Here is an 18,394-nt window from a genome sequence, read left to right on the forward strand (position 1 = left end):
AGGCGGGTTCAGCCCCCGCCGAGCTGGGCGGCCGATGAGGGCTGCTTCATAACCTTGCGCTTAGGGTAATGAAGTTCAAGCTCTGGTTTGACTGGAAGAAGGTAGCCATTACAACTCTGCTCAGGAGGTGCAAGGGACCATGAGAGAAGAAAAGGAACTTGCAAGGGATGAGAAAGTGGATGAGGAGCTTATGCTGCAAAAGCTGGGTAACAGCTATGTACTCAGCGGACTAAATGGTAAAGTAGGAGAAATTACGTATCAATTTGTTGATGTGGATACGTGGGTTATCGAACGCACTTATATCGATCCCGGTTACCGCGGCGCCAATTTAGGGAGGCATCTCCTTGATTTGGTAGTTGAAGAGGCAAGAGAGAAAGGGAGAAAGATTATTCCCTCCTGTTCCTTCGCGCTTGAACAATTCAAGCAGAATCCTGAATTCGCGGACGTTTGGGATAAAACAAAAAACGACAATGAATTGGCAGACCCGTACAGCACGAATAGCGCTTCTTTATCCAAGGATTAAGCCTGCGCGAGAATCAAGAGCAGTCCTATAGGTAATATGAAGCAGATTCACGACAGGAACGTGAATCTGTTTTTTTATGAGGTCGTGCGGCTCAATTCCGATTGTTTTACTGATCACCTTGAAATGTAAGCGCTTATAACCTATCATTAGGAATAATACATCGTATCATATTCTCATATCGATTAGAAAAAAGGAGTGGCGGAAGTGGCCTATTTATTCAAAGCGAAGGATGCGGCAGGGTATCAGGATATCATCGGGGAAAATCACGATTTAAAATATGTGGCGTTCGGAAAGATTTCATTAAGTGAAGGTGAGGAATATTCAAGTCAAACCGGCGGGTATGAAACGGCATTGGTCATTTTGACAGGCAAGGTGACGGTGGCTTGCGAGAATGAGAAATGGAGCGGCTTGGGAGAAAGAGACAATGTATTTGCAGGGAAGGCCACTACGGTTTATGTCCCATGCCAATCGGAATATCAGGTTGTTGCCCAATCGAATGATGTACAAATTGCCGTTTGCAAAGTAAAAGCGGAAAACAAAACTACCCCGTTCGTTGTCAGGCCGGATGAGGTCGTTGTTCATCCCCGGGGGAAGGAAACGTGGCAGCGGGAAGTCAATGATATTATCGGCGATCATAAAGAAGGGCGCGTCCATCGTATGATTGTGGGAGAGACCTTTCTCCAGCCGGGGCATTGGTCAAGCTATCCTCCGCATACATTTTCTTCAGACGATCGGCATCTTGAGGCATTCTTCCATTATATTTTCAACCCGGAGCAGGGGTTTGGTATCCAAATGCATTACACCGAGGATGGCAGCATCGATCAAGCCTACGTCGTCAGAAACGGAGACAGCTTCGCAGTGGATAAAGGACATCATCCGCTTAGTGCGGCGGGAGGCTATCCCATCTATTATTTATGGATAATGGCTGCAGATCAGGGAAGAACGTTGGTGCCGTATTTTGATCCGGCTCATGAATGGCTGAAATAAATGAATCATCCAGGACCTAGCTGCAATAAACGCTGCAGTTAGGTCTTTCTTATTGATTTGCTGCCGTAACGACATCGGAGCGGCATGAACTTATTTTCCCAAATGATCGGGATGGAAAATTTGGCTTTGGGAAATCCTGTGAAGGAGCCGCATGCAAGAAACTTGACAGGTAAGTTATTTATTAGTAAATATAAGTTGGGATAGAGTTGTGAAATGCAAGGAGTCTTTTCCTTTTTATGGCGGATAGAATTGAATTGACGGAGGGACAAGCGTGGAAATCATCATTCTAATTATACTCATCTTGCTGAACGCCTTTTTCGCCGCGTCCGAAATCGCTTTGATCTCCCTCAATGATAACAAAGTGAAGCTGATGGCGGAGGAAGGGGACAAAACAGCCAACCTGCTTTTTCAGCTGCTGAAAGAGCCGAGCCGGTTTTTGGCTACGATACAAATCGGCATCACGTTGGCCGGATTTATGGCGAGCGCCTTTGCGGCGGAAAGCTTTGCCGGAACCTTGGCCCGCGTCCTTCATGAAATGGGAGTGCCGATCTCGGAGAAGACATTGGGAACGATATCCGTGATCTTTATTACGCTGGTGTTATCTTACTTTACGTTAGTATTCGGTGAATTGGTGCCCAAGCGGTTGGCCATGAAAAAAGCGGAAGCGATCTCTTTTATCGCGGTGCGGCCTTTGACCTTATTGTCGGTCGTCACCTCTCCGTTTGTGAAGCTGCTGACCGCTTCAACCAACGTGATCGTTCGTCTGTTCGGCGTCGATCCCCATGCGAATGACGAACAGGTGACCGAAGAGGAAATCCGGATGATGGTGGATGTGGGCAAGGAGCGGGGAACCATTCAGGAAACCGAGAAGATCATGATCGACAATATTTTTGAGTTTGACAACAAAGTGGCTTCCGATATTATGACCCACCGGACGAATATCGTAGGCATCCCGATTACGGCGTCGCTCAAAGAAGTCGTTCAATTGATCCGAATGGAAAAATATACGAGGTTCCCGGTATTTGAGAAGGGAATCGACAATATTGTGGGCATTTTGCATGTGAAGGATATCATCCTGTGTGTGGAGAGCCGTCATGAGCATGTGCTGGACATCAAGGATGTCATACGAAAACCGTATCTGGTTCCGGCAGCCAAACGGATCGATGAACTGTTTAAGGACCTGCAGAAGAACAATGTCCATATGGCGGTTGCCATTGATGAATACGGAGGAACGGCGGGCATTGTGACGATTGAGGATTTGCTTGAAGAAATCGTCGGAAACATTTTTGACGAGCATGATGAAGAAGAGAAGGAAATTATCGTAGTCGATGAAAATACATATGTTGTTCAAGGCTACACCAGCTTGGACGATGTGGAAAAACTGCTGAACATGGAGCTGCCGACCGATGAGTACGATACGTTAAGCGGCTTTTTGATCGGACAGTTGGGCCGGATTCCCGAGCTGGATGAAAAGCCGGTTCTGGAATGGAACGAAGTAGTCTTCAAGGTGGAAGAAGCGGATGAAAAGCGGATCCTAAAAGTGAAAATATACAAGTCACAAGAGGCTTCATAACTGCAATCGTATCTATTGGGAAAAGCACGGACCGCCGGGTCGGTGCTTTTGTTTTGTCGGAAAATATTGGGAAGGATTCAATTTCTCCGAAAAATCCTATGATTTTGAAAAAATAAAAGAAAGTGTCGAAATAGTGCGGGATTTATTATTGACACTTTGTTAATAGATTTGTTACATTCTTCTTTATTAATACTTATTAAAAAGGGAGATGCAGAATGAAAAAAGGGATGGGTACAGTTCTTTCGGCTGTTTTGAGCTTAGCCTTGTTGGCTGGCTGCGGCGGACAGCCGGCGGCAACGAACGGCGGATCCGGGGCAGCAGCCGGCGAGCAGGTAGCTAAAATCGGTTATATCGGATTTCTTTCCGGAAGCGGGGCGGCTTATGGCGAAGCCCAAAAACAAGGCTTGGAGCTCGCTTTAAACGAGGTAAATGAAGCGAACAAAGGAAAATTAAAAATCGAACTTCTCGTTGAGGACTCGGGTGGAAAGAAAGAAAGCGCAATCAATGCGGCGAATAAATTGATCAATCAGGACAAAGTCGTGGGGATTATCGGACCGACGTTGTCCGGCGAAATGTTTTCGGTAGGACCGATCGCCAGCGAATCGGAAACTCCGATTCTCGGAATTTCCAATACGGCCGAAGGCATTAACGATATCGGCGAATATGTGTTCCGTAATTCCTTGCCTGAGTCTGTAGCGATTCCTGCCGCCATGGAAGTGGCTGTGAAGAAGCACGGCATTAAGAAAGCGGCTTTCATTTATGCGAAGAACGATGATTTCTCGGTATCCGGATTTAAAACCATGAAGGCAACAGCTGAAAAGATGGGACTGACCAATCTGGGAGAAGAAACCTTCTCGAATGGGGATGTAGACTTCGCAGCACAGCTGACCAAGATCAAAGCGACCAATCCGGATGCACTGTTCGTTTCGGCTTTATATAAGGAAGGTTCTCTTGTCGTGAAAAAGGCGCGCGAAATTGGTCTGAACGTGCCGATTATCGGCGGCAACGGCTTTAACAACCCGCAAGTACTGGAAATCGCCGGCCCGGCCGCAGAAGGTCTGATCGTAGCCACTCCGTTCAGCCCGGACAAAAAGGATGACAATGTACAAAATTTCGTAAAAAGCTTTGAAGCAAAATACGGCAAAAAGCCGGACCAGTTTGCTGCCCAGGCTTATGACGGATTACACATTATGGCTCAATCGCTTTTGAAAACGAACAAAGCCGATGACCGCAATGCGCTGCGTGAGGAACTGGCGCAATTGAAGGACTTCAACGGCGTATCGGGCAAGCTGTCCTTTGACGAAAAGCGTAATCCGGTCAGCGTGCCTGTAGTCGTTACGGTAAAATCCGGCAAGTTTGTTACGTTTGAATAATCATTCTTTCGTTAGGCGCTTGTTTGCAATAAAGAATGCCTGAATAATAGGGAAACCAACCAAGTTACCCGGGCGCTGCCCGGGTAGCTTGTTTCGTAAGCCCATTTTGAAAAAAGGAGGAGAAAGCATGATTTGGCAGCAGCTTTTCAACGGACTAACCGTCGGAAGCACCTATTCCTTGATCGCCATCGGCTATACGCTTATTTTCGGCGTGCTGCGTATTATCAACATGGCTCATGGCCAGATCTTTATTTTCGGTTCGCTTGTCGGACTAAGTCTTACGATGAATACCGGCCTGCCGTTCATGGTCGCATTTCCCGTTGCGGTCCTTGTATCGGGTATCTTGGGACTCGTGCTTGAGTTTACCGCGCTGCGGCCTCTCAGGAAAAAGAACGTGCCGCACTTGGCGCCTTTAATCAGTACGATTGGTTTCGCCATTCTCATCGAAGAATTGACTCATGTTTTCTTTGGAGCGGACTCCCGGTCGGTACCGTCGGTCGGAGCGACGGTATTCCATATCGGACCCGTACAGATGCGCCTGGCGGATTTGATCATCATTGGCATATCCCTGTGTTTAATGATCATTCTGAATTATTGGATTCAAAAGACCAAAATGGGCAAGGCGCTTAGAGCGACGGCGGAGAATACGGAAACCGCAGGGATTCTGGGCATCAACACCAACGCTGTCATTATTATGACGGTTGTGGTTGCTTCTGGGCTGGGCGGTATAGCCGGTATGCTGATCGGTATTGCTTATTCCGCATTAATCCCCACGATGGGTCTTACACTGGGCTTCAAGGGCTTGGCTGCGCTGATCCTTGGCGGAGTCGGCAGCATTCCGGGTGCTATGGTGTGCGGCGTGCTGATCGGCATGTCGGAGGTATTAGCCGTTGCTTATGGGGATTCCTCTTACAGGGATGCCGTTGCCTTCGGTATGATTATTGTCATCCTGCTCATCCGGCCGCAAGGTCTGTTTGGGAAAAAGGCGTAAAGGGGGATAATGAGAAGAAAATGGACTTTTTAAATCCTTATACGCTGCAGGTCTTCACGTTCTTGTTCCTGAATTTAATTTTGGCTATCAGTATTTATATTACGTTGTCAACGGGACAGCTTTCGCTTGGACATGCGGGGTTTATGAGCATTGGCGCGTATACCGCCTCCATTGCTACCAAATCGGCCGATTTGCCGTTGATTGTGGCATTGATCCTAGCGGTTATCGTTACCGGAATCATAGCCTTAATTGTCGGTTATCCCACATTAAGACTTCACGGGCTGTATCTTGCGATTGCTACCCTTGGCTTCGGCGAGGTTGTCCGGGTCATCATGCTCAACTTGAATATCACCAACGGTGCGCTGGGCTTGACCGGCTTGCAATCGATCGGAACGCGGTTATACGATCTGGAGAAGTTGATTGGTCTGGATGCATCGGCTTTAGGCATATCCGTATCCCAAATGAAAGCCTTATCGACCTTGATTGCGATGATGCTGCTGTTTGTCGTGATCTTGTTATGCCAAATTCGTTTGGACCGTTCCCGGGTTGGCCGGGCGTTCAGCGCCATCCGTGCGGATGAAACCGCCGCGCGTGCGATGGGGATCAATATTACGTATTACAAAATGTTAGCTTATTTGATCGGTTCCATGCTCGCGGGCCTTGGCGGAGGCCTTTATGCCCACATTACGACGAGCATCACGCCGGACGACTTCAACTACCACCGGGTTGTGGAAATCTTGTCGTTTGCCGTCATCGGCGGCTCGGAAGTCATTATCGGCCCGCTCTTCGGAGCTGCGCTGTTGACCGGATTACCTGAGTATTTGCGCGTCTTGGCCGAATACAAAATGATTTTCTACGGCAGCCTGCTGATTCTCGTTATGGCTTTCCGTCCGCACGGCTTGATTACGGCCAGCACATTTGCCAAGTGGAAACAACGCAAAAGCAAAACTTCCGGCAAGGGGGGCCAGTAACATGCTGCTCGAATTGAAGCAAATCGGTAAAACATTCGGCGGAATTAAGGCCCTGTCGGACGTGAACTTTACCTTGGATAAAGGCCAGATTCTTGGCTTGATCGGACCTAACGGGGCCGGTAAAACTACGATTTTCAATATGATTACGGGCATTTTTCCGCCGACCACAGGAAGCATCGTGTTTGACGGAACGAATCTTCTGCAGCTGCCTCCGCATAAAATTACGGAGCTGGGCATCGCCCGTACCTTTCAAAATATTCGATTATTCGGCCATATGAGCGCATTAGAAAACATCAAGGTCGGGATGCATACGGTAACGAAAGCCGGCTATTGGGCTTCCCTGCTGCATCTGCCCGGTCAGAAGAAAGAGGAGGCTCATGTAGCGGAGCGGTCTATGGAGCTGCTGGAATTCGTCGGTCTTAAGGACGTCGCCGACATCCGGTCCGATACGCTGGCGTATGGGCAGCAGCGCAGACTGGAAATCGCCCGGGCGCTTGCGACGAATCCGAAGCTGCTGTTACTGGATGAACCGGCAGCGGGGATGATCGAGAGCGAGACGCATGCACTTATGGATCTGATCCGCAAAATCCGCGACAACGGTACGACGGTTCTGCTTGTCGAGCATGATATGCCGCTGGTGATGAACTTGTGCGATCGGGTGGTGTGCATCAACTTCGGCGTGAAAATCGCCGAGGGTCCACCTGAGGAGATTCAAAACCATCCGGATGTCATCGAAGCCTACCTCGGGAAGGAGGATGACTGATGCTTACGATCCAAAATCTCGAAACGTATTACGGCAATATTCGTGCATTAAAGGGGATTTCGCTTGAAGTCCCCGAAGGGAAAATCGTTTCTCTGATCGGCGCGAACGGAGCCGGAAAAACGACGACGATGAAGACGGTAGCCGGTGTGCTTACGCCCCGTAACGGCTCCATCACCCTTAACGGGAAGCAGGTGCAAGGCATGAAGCCGCACCAGCTGGTCAAGGAAGGGCTTGCTTTGGTGCCGGAAGGCCGTCAGGTGCTAGCGCCGATGACCGTGCTTGAGAACCTTGAGCTGGGCGCCTATCAGCGCAACGACCGTCAAGGCATACAGCAGGACATTAAGAAGATGTTCGCCTGGTTTCCGATTCTCAAAGAACGGGTAGACCAGCTGGCCGGGACCATGTCCGGCGGACAGCAGCAAATGCTTGCGATTGCGCGTGCGCTGATGTCACGTCCGAAGCTGCTGCTGCTCGACGAGCCTTCTATGGGTCTTGCTCCGATCATCGTTTCGGATATTTTCAAGGTTATTCAGCAGATCAATCAAGAAGGAACGACGGTGCTGATCGTGGAGCAGAACGTTCGCCAGGTGCTCAAGATTGCGGACTACGGATATGTTCTCGAATCCGGACAAATTGTCCTGAGCGGCGAGGCGCAGGATTTACTGCACAACGACCGGGTAAAAGAAGCCTATCTTGGCGGCAAAAAGCATTAATGAAGGTTTGCAAATGACGATAAGGACAGACGAATGATGACTTCATTCGGCCTGTCCTTTCTTTTTGAAAATCGGAGTCTCCCGCGTTTCAAAGGATCTCTATAAAAAGCTGGGCTTTAAGCCTAACTATTTTTCACTTTTTCAGCTTCCTTTCAGCTTTGTGTGCTATGTTCGGAAAAAAACGGAAATGGGGAAGGTGAAGGGGAGCGCAATGAGAGAGAGAGATCGATTCAATGGCTTATGATGATATCGGCGGTATCCTTACTGGTATGGATGGGGGGGGTGGCCTGGACGCTGCAGCATTACTTTAGCGATGCGCCGGCAGCTCCTGTCCTTGCACAGAGAGCTCCGGAATCGGCCGAAGCGAAGCCGCCCGTACCTGTGGTGGAGGATGACGGGAGCTTCCGTGTGCTTGCTCTTGGCGATTCGTTAACCAGAGGCACCGGGGATCCGGAGGGGAAAGGCTATGTCGGCTATTTGCTTGATCGTCTAAAGGAGAAGTCAGAGCAAGAGATTGTGATGGAGAATGCCGGGATAAACGGGCAAACGTCCGGCCAGCTGGCTGCACTTTTGCAGGAAGGCAGCCTTCAGGTTCAAGTGAAGGCCGCTGACGTCATTGTCATCAGCATAGGCGGGAATGACTTGTTCCGGGGCGGGGAGACGCTGGGGCATCTGGAACCGGTGAGAATTCAAGACATTAAGGATGCCTATTTGCAGGAGCTGGACGGGATTTTGAAGCAGCTTCGGGAGGAGAACGCCGCCGCGAGGATTTTTCTGATCGGCTTGTACAATCCGTTCATTGAGCTGCAGGATTCGGAAGCGACAAGCAGGATTGTAAGGGACTGGAACTATAACGCCGCCGAGGTTGCGGCCCGGTATCCGCAAACGGTCCCGGTTCCGACCTTCGATTTGTTTCAATGGAAGGTGCAGAATGTTTTGGCCAACGACATGTTCCATCCTAATGCGGCCGGGTACCGTTTAATTGGGGAAAGGGTAGCTGCGTTAATTACTTGGCAGGAGGCGGATTCATGAGTGAGATTACACTTTCGGTACAGGGGCTGAGAAAGGTCATCGGGAAGCGGGAAATCATTCAAGGCCTCGACTTTGAACTGAAGCGCGGCGAGGTATTTGGTTTCCTGGGGCCTAACGGCGCCGGGAAAACGACAACCATTCGTATGCTGGTTGGGCTGATTAAGCCTACGGCGGGCTTCATTCGAATATGCGGCTATGATATCGATAAGCAGTTTCCGGAGGCGATGAGGAATCTGGGCTGTATCGTCGAGAATCCGGAGCTGTACTCCTACTTGAGCGGATGGAGCAATCTGCAGTATTTTGCCCGGATGATGGACGGGATTGACGAGGCGCGGATTTCGAAAGTGGTGGAGCTGGTCGGGCTCAGCGCAAGAATACACGATAAAGTGAAGACCTACTCGCTGGGAATGCGCCAAAGGCTTGGTATTGCCCAAGCTTTACTGGGGAGTCCGAAGGTGCTGATTTTGGATGAGCCCACCAACGGGCTGGACCCCTCCGGTATTCGGGAGATGCGGGAGTTCATCAGGTATTTGGCCGAAAAAGAAGGCTTGAGCGTCCTGGTGTCGAGTCATTTATTAAGTGAAATTCAGCTGATGTGCGACCGGGTTGCGATTATTTCTAAAGGACAAGTGGTTCAAGTGGGCACGGTGCACAGCCTTCTGGCTCAACAGGAAAGAATCGTCTGGAGGCTGTCCCCTTTATCGAAGGGGGTTCGGGTTTTGCAGGGGCTGACGGGCTCGGTACAAATAGAGGGCGATACCGTAACGACCCCTTATATCGAGCAGGAGGTCGGACAGTGGAATCAAGCGCTGGTAGAAGCCGGAGTAACCGTAACGGAGATGAGCCGCAAGCTGCCCTCTCTCGAGGATCTGTTTATTGAGCTGACGGGAGGGCAAAGCATTGATTAATCTGGTTTATAACGAGATGGTGAAGCTGACCGGCAAAAGAAGACTTTTGGTCGTTACGCTGATTATCGGGATCTTGATCTCCTTGTTTACGTATGCCCAGTATCGGCAGGCGGAAGAAAACCGCAAGCGATTCGGAGATATCGATTGGCGTACGGCTTTGGAGCAGAGGATTGCCAATTGGGAGAACCGGTTGACAAATCCCCGGACAACGGAGGAAGCGCGGCAAAGTCTGGAGATTCGCATTGCGCAGCAGCGGTATTATCTGGACCGCGACATTAACCCGTCCGAACCGGGAGCCCCGACGTTCGTCAGGGGCTTTGTGGAGAACAGCATCCATCTTCTCCTGCCCTTAATGGTGATGGTGATTGCGGCGGATCTCGTATCCTCGGAGCACAGCTCCGGCACCATGAAGGTACTGCTGACCAGACCGGTAAGGAGATGGCGGATTTTACTCAGTAAATATTTGGCGCTGCTTTTATCGGTGTCGGTCATCATTACGCTGTTCGGATTGCTGTCAGCCGTCATTTCGGGTCTGGTATTCGGCTTTCAGGGCTGGACCACGCCGGTTCTTACCGGTTTCTCGGTAAGCGAGGGACAGCTGGATTCCTCGGGTGTGCATATGCTGCCTCAGTGGCAGTTTATCCTGATGGCCCTGGGGTTGGCGTGGTTTGTTTCGGTTGTGGTCGCTACGATCACGTTTATGCTCTCTGTTCTGGTTCGAAGCACCGCCGCGGTCATGGGGATTATGCTGGCGTGCCTCATAGCCGGGACGATCCTGAATGCGATGGTCGCTTCTTGGGAATCGGCAAAATATCTGTTTATGGTCAATCTGCAGCTCATTGATTACCTGGAGGACGCGGCTCCGCCGATCGCCGGCATGACGCTCGGCTCCTCGCTGCTGGTGCTGCTGGTCTGGGGCGCCGCGGCGCTGATCATTTCTTTCGTATCGTTTACCCGACGGGATGTGTATTGAAAAAACGCTTGATCATCATCAGGTCATCGTCCCAATAACGCCCGTGTAAAAGGAAAATAACTGAAATGATGACCTTATGGTTTCCTTGAAACAAGGGTATAAATCAATGAAAGGGTTGGGTAAGAAAGGATGGGGGTTTAACCCGGTCCATAAGGGAATAATAGCTTCGACAAAATGAAGGAGATGGGAAATATGGCTGCACTTGATCGTGGTCAAATTCAACAGATTCAAACCGCTAACGGCAAACATCAGGTCCAGCTTCCGGACGGAACCTTACTGCCCAGACTGGGTCAGGGAACCTGGTATATCGGGGATGAGCCGTCGAAGAGAAAAGAAGAGATTCAAACCTTAAGACTCGGCGTGGAGCTCGGAATGTCCCTGATCGATACGGCCGAAATGTATGGTGACGGCCGATCGGAGTCTCTGGTTGGAGAGGCCATCGAAGGAATAAGAGATGATGTGTTTCTGGTATCCAAGGTATACCCGCATAACTCGGGATTGGGCCGTATAGCCAAGAGCTGCGAAGACAGCCTGAAGCGGCTCAAGACGGACAGGCTCGACCTTTATCTGCTTCATTGGAGAGGGAGCGTCCCCTTAAGCGAAATGATCGAAGGCATGGAGCGTTTGGTGGAAGCGGGCAAGATTTTGAGATGGGGCGTCTCGAATTTGGATACGGAAGACATGAAAGAATTGACCCGTATGAATAAAGGCAAGCATTGTGTAACCAATCAAGTGCTGTATCATTTGGGCTCCCGAGGCATAGAATACGACCTGCTGCCTTGGCAAAGAGAGCACCGCATGCCGATTATGGCCTACTGTCCGATGGCACAGGCCGGATCTTTAAGAAGAGGACTGGTGGAGAACCCGGTGGTCAAGGACATCGCTGAGAGGCATGAAATTACACCGTTTCAGCTTCTGTTGGCATGGTGTATCCGAAGCGGCGAAGTCATTGCCATACCTAAAGCGTCGACAGAAGAGCATGTTATCCAAAACGCCGCGGCAGGACGCATTGAATTAACGGAAGAGGAGGTAAAACGACTGGACGAAGTCTTCCCGGCTCCTTCTAGAAAAGTTCCCCTCGATATCGTATGATGGTTTCGAAGAAGGTGCGTAACTTGGAACATTTTATTATGAATTCCATGTTTGATGCGGTAGGGGAGTTATTCTCTGACGAAACCTCTATCGCCGTTTCAAACCTAACGGAATATGTCTATTACCGGCCAAGCAAAAGAATCAATCTGAAAATCAAGCCGGGCGATCCGATTAAAGAGGGAACCATTACGCATAAAGCGTTAACCGCGAAACAAAAAATCTCCGAATTTATTGACCGCGATATCTTTGGAGTGCCTTATTACGGCATGGCGGTTCCTTTAATCCATGAAGGAACCCTCACGGGCTGCGTTTCTGCGATTTTTCCCACTTTAACGACCGGAAAATCGGTTGTCACCGTCAAATATCAAGACGGCTGGGTTCCGATTCCTTATTCGGAAGTGATGTATTTGGAAGCAAGCGACCGCAAAACGTATGTGGTAAGCGAAAAGCTGTCCGGAACGCATAAATATACGTTGAATGAATTCGATTTTCTTTTGCCCAAGGATGACTTCGTGCGCTGCCATCGTTCATATATCGTGAATGTCAATCATATCAGGGAAATTTATCCCGATACTCATTCGACCCTGGTGCTGATCATGAAAAACCAAACCAAGATTACGGTCAGTCAATCGTACACCAGTTATTTCCGGAAGCTGCTTGGCTTCTGACGGGATTTCTCTGCTTCAGTTGACGATTCCGGTGTTCTGTCCTGATTTTAAACGATTTCATCCCAAAACCCCTCTCCCTTGACGGCCATCGTTTAAAATAATTGTAAACCTAAGTCGATTGGGGGAGAGCCCTTTGGAAAGCGTTTATCATCGTATCAGAAACCCGTTGCTGCAGCACAAAGTCGTGTCTGCTCAAGAAGCTGCTTCCTGGATTAAAGACGGGATGACATTGGGACTGAGCGGCTTTACTCGTGCAGGAGATGCAAAAGCGGTTCCGATGGCGCTGGCGGAGCGCGGGAAAACTGAAAAATTGAAAGTGAACGTTTACACCGGTGCTTCATTGGGATCGGATATTGATAAATTATTCGCTGAAGTCGGCTTGCTGAATAAGCGTCTTCCTTTCCAGGCCGATCCTACGATGCGGAAAAAAATTAACCAAGGCGAATTTTACTTTATAGATCAGCACTTATCGAAGACCTCGGAAATGGTACGCGGGAATGTTCTGGACCCGATTGATTTCGCTGTCGTGGAAGCGATTGCAATTACAGAAGACGGTATGATTATCCCGACGACCTCCGTGGGCAACTCGATGGTTTTCGCGCAGCACGCGAAATCGATCATTGTTGAAATCAATATGGCGCAGCCGCAGGCATTGGAAGGACTCCATGATTTGTACGAGCCAGGCAAACAAGGGGATCGCCTGCCTATACCTTTAACGAAGCCGGATGATCGGATCGGAACCGCAGGAATACCGGTGGATGTGAGCAAAATTCGGGGAATTGTCTTTACAAACCAGACCGATTCTCCTTCCACCATCACGGCTCCGGATAAGGAAACGGAAATGATCGCCCAGCATCTGATTTCCTTTTTGCGTCAGGAGGTCCGGGAGGGACGCCTGACCAATCGGCTTGCCCCTCTGCAATCGGGCATCGGATCAGTCTCCAATGCGGTCTTTCATGGCCTCCTAAAATCGGAATTTACGGATTTGGAGGTTTATTCCGAGGTGCTGCAGGACGCCGTATTCGATTTGATGGATGCGGATAAAGTCCGCTTTGCCTCCTGCTGCTCCATTACGCTGTCCGGTTCGAAGATGGAGGAAGTGTTCCCTCATCTTGAGAAATACCGTGAGCGTCTTATTTTAAGGCCGCAGGAGATCTCCAATCACCCTGAAGTGATTCGCCGTATGGGATTAATCGCGATCAACACGGCGTTGGAGTTCGATATTTACGGCAACGTCAACTCTACTCATGTGATGGGAACGAACATGATGAATGGCATTGGAGGCTCGGGTGATTTTGCCCGAAACGCCCGTCTCGCGATTTTTGTAACAAAATCGATTGCCAAAAACGGGGATATCTCGAGTATCGTGCCTTTTGTTTCTCATGTGGATCATACTGAGCACGATGTGGATGTGGTTGTTACCGAGCAAGGCTATGCCGATTTACGCGGATTGGCGCCGAGAGAGCGTGCCGAGCTCATTATTGAGCGCTGTGCCCATCCGATGTACCGCGAGTCCTTAATGGAATACTATAAGGAAGCCCTCACCAGAGGAGGGCAAACCCCTCATGTTTTGGAAAAGGCGCTGTCTTGGCATATCCATTACACACAGTCCGGGACTATGCTGCAGAAGGTATTGCAAAGGGGTTAAACACATGGTTTTAAGCTGCGGCCAAAGCTAATGGCAGGCCGGGTTTATCCGCGATAAGACACGGAAAAGCACCCTATAGGGTGCTTTTTTCACGTTTTCAGATCCAAATGCTTAAAGCATCCGACAAATGTTGACATTTTGTAAAAAAGGTCATGACCAATCAAGTAAAGTTCGTATATACTGAAGGCTGAACCTATGGTTTCTATATTTATGGTTTAATGTAAAGTAAGAGATGATAAGGATGCGGAGGGATAATTGAAGCTGCTGCTTTTTTGGTATAGATAGAAATTCGAAATCAAAGGAGGATTTCAGGATGGATTGGCAGGATATCATATTTAAGTTTGTCGGGGGATTAGGTATTTTTTTATTTGGCATTAAGTATATGTCGGAAGGCTTGCAAAAAACAGCGGGAGATAAAATGAGGAACCTGCTGGCTACCTATACCTCCAACCCGGTTTTGGGGGTTATTGTAGGTATCATGGTGACCATTCTCATTCAAACCTCCACCGGGACGACCGTTATGGCCATAGGCTTGATCAATGCAGGCCTAATGACGTTGAGACAAGGGATCGGAGTCATTATGGGAGCCAATATCGGTACGACCATGACGGCGTTTATTGTCGGTATCAAAATTGAAAACTATGCGCTGCCGATTATTGGGGTCGGAGCCTTTTTCCTCTTTTTCATGCGTAAAAAGATGTATCAGTACATCGGTCAAATTATTTTTGGATTCGGTACGCTGTTCCTTGGGTTATCAATTATGGGAGGCGGACTCAAGCCGTTAAGAGAATTGCCCGCCTTCACCGATTTTATGGTGCAATTATCTTACAATCCTATATTAGGGGTCATCGTGGGAACCGTGTTTACGATGATCGTTCAAAGCTCCAGTGCAACGATCGGGATTCTGCAGACCATTGCGGATGAGGGAATGATTGCCCTGCGGCCTGCATTGCCGGTTTTATTCGGGGATAATATCGGTACGACCATTACAGCCGTACTGGCGGCTATCGGTGCAACCGTTGCCGCCAAGCGTGCCGCTCTGGTTCATGTTATCTTTAACGTGGCGGGTACGATTATATTTGTTTCGGCTTTGCCGATTGTGTACAACCTTGTGATGTGGTTAGGAGAAGATGTCAACATCCGGATGCAAATTGCTTATGCGCATGGTCTTTTCAACGTAACCAACACCCTTATTTTCCTTCCGTTAGTCCCTGTATTGGCATGGATTGTAACGAAAATCGTTCCGGGCGAGATGCAGGAACTTGAATTTAAAGCAAAATTTCTGGATCCCAGGCTGTTGGCCACACCATCGGTCGCATTGGGACAAGCCCAGCATGAAATTGTGCGTATGGGAAGATTTGCGAGAGAAACGTTGAATGATGCTTCTCATTACTTTTTTAACAAAGACGAGAAGGTGGCCAATTTAGCCCTGCAAAAAGAGCAGTTGATTAATGAATTGGATCGTAAAATTACCGAGTATATGGTCAAAATCCAACAAACCGGATTGCCGGTAGGTGAATCGGAAAAAGCGTCTATTTTAATGCAGACCATTAATGATATCGAACGGATCGGTGACCACGCGGAAAATATCATCGAGCTGTCGGAGCTTAGAATCAGCAAGCAGGTTGAGTTTTCCGAGGATGCGGAACGCGATTTGAAACGGATGCTGGAGCTCGCTGATCAAACGGTAGAGCTAGCTTTGCAGGCTCTGGAGCATAACGACAGGAAAGCGGCGGAGCGAGTTCTGACCAACGAATCTGAATTGGATCGGATGGAAAATGTGTTCCGTAAAGGCCATATTTACCGGTTAAACCAGAATTTATGTACAGGCGATTCAGGTGCTATATATCTCGATATCCTTAGTAATTTGGAACGAATAGGGGATCATTGTAAAAACATCGCCCAATATACTCTGTACGGTGAAAGTAAAGAACCGCCCCACGCGGCCGTAGAGGCGGCAGGGGAACCCGACGCTAAATTATGAACCAGCTTGTACAGTGAACGGAGACAGGTAAACCGTTCGTCATAACCGGCAATGAACGCGCCCGACGATGTTGTAAGGAGCTTGCTCGGCAACTATAATAAGGATAGCCAGCCAAGCTGACGCCGACCTATTCCAAAAGGAGGTTTTCAGGAATGGATCATTCAAAGTATGAAAGGCATTACTCGGAGCAGGGCCTATGGTCGAAGCTGAGCAAATATGCCAAGGATGCGGGAATGAAAGTCGTATACAGCGGCTTGCTGCTTTATTACGCGCTGGAGAGCCCCAATGTACCCATGAAGGCCAAGGTGCAGATTTATGGGGCATTAGGCTACTTGATCCTGCCGTTGGATATCGTTCCGGATCTTCTACCTGTCGTCGGTTACGTAGATGACTTAGGGGCGCTGATGTTAGCTGTAGGCGCGGTTGCGATGAACATCGATCAGGATGTGAAACAAAAAGCGAAAAATAAGTTGAAGGATTTCTTTGGAGAAGATGCGGTTTCGCACCAGGATGTTATTGATGTGGACGCACAGATGGTTGATGAAGGAGAATTGCCTTCAGAAAAACGATGATAGGTCTCGATCCGCGGTAAAGTAACGTACACATAAAATGGGCTGTCCCTTTGTCATAGCGACGGAGGAGACAGCCCTTTACCGTTTCGAAATCAAGCTAGGTAACGCTTTTGACTACGACAAATTCCTTTTCCAGCATGGTCCATATCTCGGGATCCTCCATCCCTATACGCCAAAGGGCAATTCCCCGGATGCCCAAGCGATGGGCTAAGAGCAGCTTCGCGCGAATGCTCGCTGCATTTTCAAACCATACCTCATGCTTATTTCCCGATTCATCCGTATAGGCGAACATAGGCGTTTGCGTTTTCTCATCAAAAATGACCGTCTTGTTATATTTTTTGGCCCGTTCCATCGCCATATCGTAAGTCACGTAGGCGTTCCGTCCGGTCGTCAAATTAAAATCAAAGCCGAATACGGAAACCGCGGCCGTAATTTTCCTGCCCGGCATCTTGGTTAAGGCATACTTGACGACACTCTCCATCCATCCGATGGAAACGACAGGTCCGGGGCCGCTTCCCGGCCAACCGTGCTCGTTATAAAGCATAGCTACAAATTCATCGACTGCCTCACCAATCACCGCATAATTGAAGGGAGCGGAGAAAGGGTTTGTCGGTTTGTCAGAGATTCGTGACGGGGCGGCGACGGAATAATAATAGCCCGCTTTTCTCAGCTCGTGACCCAATTCTTTGTAAAACGAATGAAGCGGCTCCCTGTCTTCATAATGAACATCTTCAAAATCGATATTTACGCCGTCAAAGCCGTAGGTTTGCAAGGTTTTGATGACGCTTTGGATAAAAGCTTTACGGGTATCGGAGGCGGTCAGCATACTCCGAATCACTTCTTTGTTGACTTCCTGATGACCTCTTACATACAGCAGATTATGGATCGTAGCGAGCATTTTCACATTGTGACGGTGTGCAAAGCCGACGACGTTGCGCATATACGCATCATCAAACTCGGGAAATTTCTCTACCTGGGTCGGGCTTTCACGATCGATGCGGAAATGGAACATGCCGGTATTCGATTGCAGGGCGGTGTGTTCAGCAAAGTCCTTGTAAGAGCTGGGCAGTGTAGGGCCTTCTTTTTCCGTATAATAACTGAATATTTCCTGAATCGGACGTTCTCCGTCATGCGGGACCCCTCTTGCGATATCGCGAAATATCCAACCCGGTTTGCCGTTATACAGACGGACCCGAAACCAATCTCCCGCAGTACCTGTCACGGGAAGGCGGGCGCCGCGGTCCATACGGGCGATCACCGGAAACCCTGTTCCCGCACCGCTGCGTACATTAGCCGTATCTGCACTGACAACGGCCTCTGTGTAGACGGGAATACGCAGCTTTTGACCCACTTGCAGCGCGGCTGAAGTCAGCTTGTTAAGCAGCATAATAGCCTCTACCGACGTATTGAATCGAAGGGCGATCGAATAAAGCGAATCTCCCGGCTGTACGGTATAGATGAAGGGGATGGAGACCGGGATGGTTAACATTTGCCCAATGACCAATGTGGCTGAAGTCAAACGGTTGGCTTTCATGATCGCGTCTACCGTGATTCCAAATCGTCTGGCAATCTGATATAGACTGTCACCGGGTTGAACCACATAAGTCAGCAAGGGCTATCCTC

General features: G+C 49.2%; 17 protein-coding genes. 16 read left to right on the plus strand and 1 reads right to left on the minus strand.

The annotated features are described in order from the left end of the window. The first annotated feature begins 139 nt into the window (after positions 1-139). From ACZYR9_RS17115 to ACZYR9_RS17190, 16 genes are all read left to right on the plus strand, one after another. Entirely contained in the window at positions 140-523 is a 384-nt protein-coding gene (locus tag ACZYR9_RS17115) for a GNAT family N-acetyltransferase (protein ID WP_488979702.1), read from the plus strand. 204 nt (positions 524-727) lie between these two features. Next, a complete protein-coding gene (iolB, locus tag ACZYR9_RS17120; RefSeq protein WP_488979703.1) occupies positions 728-1,510 on the plus strand; it encodes a 5-deoxy-glucuronate isomerase in 783 nt (260 codons plus the stop codon). Positions 1,511-1,781: 271 nt separating this feature from the next. After that, the gene (locus ACZYR9_RS17125; RefSeq protein WP_488979704.1) at positions 1,782-3,083 is read left to right on the plus strand and encodes a hemolysin family protein; all 1,302 of its coding nucleotides are present in this window, start codon (positions 1,782-1,784) and stop codon (positions 3,081-3,083) included. A 215-nt stretch (positions 3,084-3,298) separates the two neighbouring features. Further along, positions 3,299-4,456, plus strand: coding sequence for an ABC transporter substrate-binding protein (locus ACZYR9_RS17130; protein ID WP_488979705.1), 1,158 nt, complete (start codon positions 3,299-3,301; stop codon positions 4,454-4,456). A 127-nt stretch (positions 4,457-4,583) separates the two neighbouring features. Beyond that, positions 4,584-5,447, plus strand: coding sequence for a branched-chain amino acid ABC transporter permease (locus ACZYR9_RS17135; protein ID WP_488979706.1), 864 nt, complete (start codon positions 4,584-4,586; stop codon positions 5,445-5,447). A 20-nt stretch (positions 5,448-5,467) separates the two neighbouring features. Then, the gene (locus ACZYR9_RS17140; protein ID WP_488979707.1) at positions 5,468-6,418 is read left to right on the plus strand and encodes a branched-chain amino acid ABC transporter permease; all 951 of its coding nucleotides are present in this window, start codon (positions 5,468-5,470) and stop codon (positions 6,416-6,418) included. A gap of 1 nt (position 6,419) precedes the next feature. Then, positions 6,420-7,181, plus strand: a complete 762-nt coding sequence (locus ACZYR9_RS17145; RefSeq protein WP_488979708.1) for an ABC transporter ATP-binding protein — start codon at positions 6,420-6,422, stop codon at positions 7,179-7,181. After that, the gene (locus tag ACZYR9_RS17150) at positions 7,181-7,894 is read left to right on the plus strand and encodes an ABC transporter ATP-binding protein (protein WP_488979709.1); all 714 of its coding nucleotides are present in this window, start codon (positions 7,181-7,183) and stop codon (positions 7,892-7,894) included. Before ACZYR9_RS17145 ends, ACZYR9_RS17150 begins: the two co-directional genes overlap by 1 nt. Positions 7,895-8,167: 273 nt before the next feature. After that, entirely contained in the window at positions 8,168-8,926 is a 759-nt protein-coding gene (locus ACZYR9_RS17155) for a GDSL-type esterase/lipase family protein (protein ID WP_488979741.1), read from the plus strand. Further along, positions 8,923-9,834, plus strand: coding sequence for an ABC transporter ATP-binding protein (locus tag ACZYR9_RS17160; protein ID WP_488979710.1), 912 nt, complete (start codon positions 8,923-8,925; stop codon positions 9,832-9,834). Before ACZYR9_RS17155 ends, ACZYR9_RS17160 begins: the two co-directional genes overlap by 4 nt. Further along, positions 9,827-10,807, plus strand: coding sequence for an ABC transporter permease (locus ACZYR9_RS17165; protein WP_488979711.1), 981 nt, complete (start codon positions 9,827-9,829; stop codon positions 10,805-10,807). Before ACZYR9_RS17160 ends, ACZYR9_RS17165 begins: the two co-directional genes overlap by 8 nt. A gap of 192 nt (positions 10,808-10,999) precedes the next feature. After that, positions 11,000-11,899 (plus strand): aldo/keto reductase, encoded by a 900-nt coding sequence (locus ACZYR9_RS17170; RefSeq protein WP_488979712.1) that lies wholly within the window; start codon positions 11,000-11,002, stop codon positions 11,897-11,899. Positions 11,900-11,937: 38 nt separating this feature from the next. Beyond that, positions 11,938-12,567, plus strand: coding sequence for a LytTR family DNA-binding domain-containing protein (locus ACZYR9_RS17175; protein ID WP_488979742.1), 630 nt, complete (start codon positions 11,938-11,940; stop codon positions 12,565-12,567). Positions 12,568-12,700: 133 nt separating this feature from the next. Continuing rightward, positions 12,701-14,215 carry a succinyl-CoA:acetate CoA-transferase ScpC gene (gene scpC, locus ACZYR9_RS17180; protein ID WP_488979713.1) on the plus strand — a complete coding sequence of 505 codons (1,515 nt, stop codon included), beginning with the start codon at positions 12,701-12,703 and terminating at the stop codon, positions 14,213-14,215. Positions 14,216-14,528: 313 nt separating this feature from the next. Next, on the plus strand, positions 14,529-16,199 hold the full coding sequence (locus ACZYR9_RS17185; RefSeq protein ID WP_488979714.1) for a Na/Pi cotransporter family protein: 1,671 nt from the start codon (positions 14,529-14,531) through the stop codon (positions 16,197-16,199). A 152-nt stretch (positions 16,200-16,351) separates the two neighbouring features. After that, positions 16,352-16,771, plus strand: coding sequence for a YkvA family protein (locus ACZYR9_RS17190; protein WP_488979715.1), 420 nt, complete (start codon positions 16,352-16,354; stop codon positions 16,769-16,771). A 97-nt stretch (positions 16,772-16,868) separates the two neighbouring features. Here the strand turns inward: ACZYR9_RS17190 and ACZYR9_RS17195 are convergent, their stop codons facing one another. Continuing rightward, the gene (locus ACZYR9_RS17195; RefSeq protein ID WP_488979716.1) at positions 16,869-18,383 is read right to left on the minus strand and encodes a LysM peptidoglycan-binding domain-containing protein; all 1,515 of its coding nucleotides are present in this window, start codon (positions 18,381-18,383) and stop codon (positions 16,869-16,871) included. Positions 18,384-18,394: the final 11 nt, after the last annotated feature.

Source organism: Paenibacillus sp. F024, assembly GCF_057814255.1.

Excerpts from the sequence above, each read along its gene's own strand:
- ACZYR9_RS17115 (WP_488979702.1), top strand. The coding sequence starts at position 140 with ATGAGAGAAGAAAAGGAACTTGCAAGGGATGAGAAAGTGGATGAGGAG.
- ACZYR9_RS17130 (WP_488979705.1), top strand. The coding sequence starts at position 3,299 with ATGAAAAAAGGGATGGGTACAGTTCTTTCGGCTGTTTTGAGCTTAGCC.
- ACZYR9_RS17135 (WP_488979706.1), top strand. The coding sequence starts at position 4,584 with ATGATTTGGCAGCAGCTTTTCAACGGACTAACCGTCGGAAGCACCTAT.
- ACZYR9_RS17140 (WP_488979707.1), top strand. The coding sequence starts at position 5,468 with ATGGACTTTTTAAATCCTTATACGCTGCAGGTCTTCACGTTCTTGTTC.
- ACZYR9_RS17145 (WP_488979708.1), top strand. The coding sequence starts at position 6,420 with ATGCTGCTCGAATTGAAGCAAATCGGTAAAACATTCGGCGGAATTAAG.
- ACZYR9_RS17150 (WP_488979709.1), top strand. The coding sequence starts at position 7,181 with ATGCTTACGATCCAAAATCTCGAAACGTATTACGGCAATATTCGTGCA.
- ACZYR9_RS17155 (WP_488979741.1), top strand. The coding sequence starts at position 8,168 with ATGGGGGGGGTGGCCTGGACGCTGCAGCATTACTTTAGCGATGCGCCG.
- ACZYR9_RS17160 (WP_488979710.1), top strand. The coding sequence starts at position 8,923 with ATGAGTGAGATTACACTTTCGGTACAGGGGCTGAGAAAGGTCATCGGG.
- ACZYR9_RS17170 (WP_488979712.1), top strand. The coding sequence starts at position 11,000 with ATGGCTGCACTTGATCGTGGTCAAATTCAACAGATTCAAACCGCTAAC.
- ACZYR9_RS17175 (WP_488979742.1), top strand. The coding sequence starts at position 11,938 with ATGAATTCCATGTTTGATGCGGTAGGGGAGTTATTCTCTGACGAAACC.
- ACZYR9_RS17185 (WP_488979714.1), top strand. The coding sequence starts at position 14,529 with ATGGATTGGCAGGATATCATATTTAAGTTTGTCGGGGGATTAGGTATT.
- ACZYR9_RS17190 (WP_488979715.1), top strand. The coding sequence starts at position 16,352 with ATGGATCATTCAAAGTATGAAAGGCATTACTCGGAGCAGGGCCTATGG.